This is a genomic window from Moorena sp. SIO2C4 (assembly GCF_010672485.1).
Taxonomy (GTDB): domain Bacteria; phylum Cyanobacteriota; class Cyanobacteriia; order Cyanobacteriales; family Coleofasciculaceae; genus Moorena; species Moorena producens.
Window position 1 is genome coordinate 1 of sequence record NZ_JAAHGN010001064.1, and the last position, 2554, is coordinate 2554.

5 protein-coding genes are annotated in these 2554 nt (G+C 48.6%); 3 read left to right on the plus strand and 2 right to left on the minus strand.

The features are described 5' to 3' along the window. Positions 1-187 precede the first annotated feature (187 nt). Positions 188-493, plus strand: a complete 306-nt coding sequence (locus F6K20_RS33645; RefSeq protein WP_131827025.1) for a hypothetical protein — start codon at positions 188-190, stop codon at positions 491-493. Here the strand turns inward: F6K20_RS33645 and mraW (F6K20_RS33650) are convergent. After that, positions 467-667: a 16S rRNA (cytosine(1402)-N(4))-methyltransferase gene (gene mraW / locus F6K20_RS33650; RefSeq protein WP_071986993.1), complete on the minus strand. Its 201-nt coding sequence runs from the start codon at positions 665-667 to the stop codon at positions 467-469. The genes F6K20_RS33645 and mraW (F6K20_RS33650) overlap by 27 nt on opposite strands. A 3-nt stretch (positions 668-670) precedes the next feature. Between mraW (F6K20_RS33650) and F6K20_RS33655 the strand changes: the two genes are divergently transcribed. Both F6K20_RS33655 and F6K20_RS33660 read left to right on the plus strand, forming a co-directional pair. Continuing rightward, positions 671-847: a hypothetical protein gene (locus F6K20_RS33655; protein ID WP_287252570.1), complete on the plus strand. Its 177-nt coding sequence runs from the start codon at positions 671-673 to the stop codon at positions 845-847. Between the two features lie 28 nt (positions 848-875). Further along, positions 876-2411, plus strand: a complete 1536-nt coding sequence (locus F6K20_RS33660; RefSeq protein ID WP_008191731.1) for a cytochrome P450 — start codon at positions 876-878, stop codon at positions 2409-2411. A gap of 5 nt (positions 2412-2416) precedes the next feature. On the opposite strand, the gene mraW (F6K20_RS33665) is transcribed toward F6K20_RS33660, so the two are convergent. Further along, a complete protein-coding gene (gene mraW, locus F6K20_RS33665; RefSeq protein ID WP_502708909.1) occupies positions 2417-2530 on the minus strand; it encodes a 16S rRNA (cytosine(1402)-N(4))-methyltransferase in 114 nt (37 codons plus the stop codon). Positions 2531-2554 lie beyond the last annotated feature (24 nt).

Genomic DNA, 2554 nt, shown 5'->3' on the forward strand with positions numbered 1-2554 from the left:
TCCGATTCCCAATTCCCGATTCCCGTTCCCCTCCTGGGAGGGGTTAGGGGTGGGTTCCGACTCCCGATTCCCGACTCCCGATTCCCGATTCCCGATTCCCCACAACTGCCGCTAAGTCTAATCCCTAAACATCAGGAATTTAGAGCAATCGAGCTGTATTAAGTTTTAGATTCACAAAAAGCTCACGATGATGAAACCAGTTAAATCCATGAATGAACTAGTAGAACGGGTATCTAAAGATCCAGAACTTGCGGAAGAAATCAAAAGAGACCCAGTGGAAACTATCCGTAGACTTGGTCCACCTCTAGAAACAGACCGTTGGATTTACCGGATTGTGGTCACTGCTTTGGGCGGTACCATGCTGGTAACTGTTACAGGTGCCATCGGACTAGCTGTGGCGGGTAAAGATGTGCCTGATATCCTGGTGGGGATTGGCACGGGTTCCTTGGGTTCCTTGGCTGGACTATTAGCACCTGCCCCATCCCGAGATTAGAGCCCTAAGTGGGTCAGTGTTGAGTGCTGCGGAACGAGCACGAGGGTTAAACTGGATTTCGTCAGCTTGTGCTACAGTTGGCTTTTTAGTTAGCACTCGCAATAGTGAGCAATTCTTTGACAAATCCCGAAATTTGTGCTTAACAATCCGGTCTTCCAAATTTAGGGGGAACATAAGATGCGTTCGCTTTTAGCGGAAGCTGAGGCCTTTGGCCACGCTTTGCGTTCGCGTAGCGTCGGCTTTGCCGAAACGCTTCATCGCGTAGCGTGGCCCAAAGGCCAAGGCCAATCGTATTCCCTAACTCAGTGGTTGTGTGAATATCAGGGCTTTAACTCGGTAGTAGAATTTAGCTAGCAGTGTAAAAGTCAGGAGAACCTTGAGCATGTTCGAGCATTCATGGACAATTTTAGCTTTCCTTGTAGGAACAGGGATCAGCCTTCTCCTGTGGCGTTGGCAACAACGCCAGCTAGCTTTGAGCTCGATATATGCTCTGCCATCACCCAAGGGGAAATGGCTCACAGGTAACGCCATGGAACTTCTTGCCGCTGCAAAACAAGGAACCTATTCTCTGAGAATCTTTCGATGGATGCAGCAATACGGCTCCATGATTTTGCTACGGATCTTCACCAGACCGATGGTGATGGTGGCAAAGCCCCAACTGATTGAAAGCATTTTGACAGAGGGGCAAACTAAGGGGATATTTACCCGCAGTCCATCCTTTTATCACGCCTACAAAGATGTGTTTGGCGTACATATCGGAAACCAGGTTGGTGAAGCTTGGAAGTGGCGTCGCCAAACCGCAGCACCAGCTTTCCGAGCCAGTCGATTCACTCAAAAGTTCGATCTCATCCGTCAGGGGTGTCAGCAAGTCATCACACAACTTCAAAGCTCGGCTCAAACAGGCAAAGAGGTTCAAGTTGATCCCTTATTTGTGGACTTGACCATGAATATCATTGCCTACTTTTTCCTAGGTGTTACCTTTGATAAAACCTCAAACTTTGCAGGGGAACCCTCCTTCGATGCCAACCGCCTGTATGCAGCTCTTGCACTTCTCGAAAAACATGTACTTTTGCAGACCGCAGGTCGCAGTCGATGGTTTAAGTTTCTCCCTACGTCAGAAGGGCGAGAATACCGACAGGCTCAAGATTATTTACAACAGAATTTAAAACCTCGGGTCGCGATGGCGTTGCAAGTGGCCAGGGCTTCTGAGGCCGAATCCCCATCAGTCAGTTCGTCATTTCGGGATTCGATGTTGGTTCAATTTGCTAAAAACCCCCAGCATGACCAAGACTCCCTAATGGCCGAGACCCGAGCCTTTATCTTTGCAGGTCATGACACTACGGCTCATACTATGTCCTTTGCAGTCGGGGAGTTGGGGCTTAATCCTGGAGTCTTTCAGGCCGCACAACAGGCTGTGGATCAAGCCTGGGAGAAGGAAGGGGAGCTAAATCTTTCTACTTTGAAACATTTAGACTATATAGAAGCTGTGGTCAAGGAAACCTTACGACTCCACCCAGTGGCCACCGGAATCCCCCTAGTCACGACCCAAGAGACAGAACTGGATGGGGTCAAGATGCCGAAAAATGTAAGCGTCGAACCTTTTTTCTGGGCTGCGGGACAGGATCCTGAGATGTTTCCAAAACCGGAAGAATTTCGTCCAGAACGATGGCTGCAAAAGGAAACTGACCAACAGCCACTCCCCCTCCTGTTTGGATTTTCCCGAGGATCTCATTTTTGTGTAGGCGCACCTCTAGCACTTTTAGAAGCAACGGTGATGTTGTCTTTACTCCTGCGTCATTTTAACTGGGAACTCGTCAATGGCCGAGATTCTCTAGAAGATGTTAATCAGTATTTGACAGTATTTCCCCGCGATCGCATGCCAATTCGTTTAGTGTCGAGAAGTGAATCCATAGCTTAGACTTGTCACTCTTGAGTGCTCAGCTCTAGTCGCTCTGCGAATCTGAGTTTAGCGGAGCGAGCACGAGGGTTATGCTGGATTTCTTCAGCTTGTGCTACAGTTGGCTTTTTAGTTAGCACTCGCAATAGTGAGCAATTAGTTGA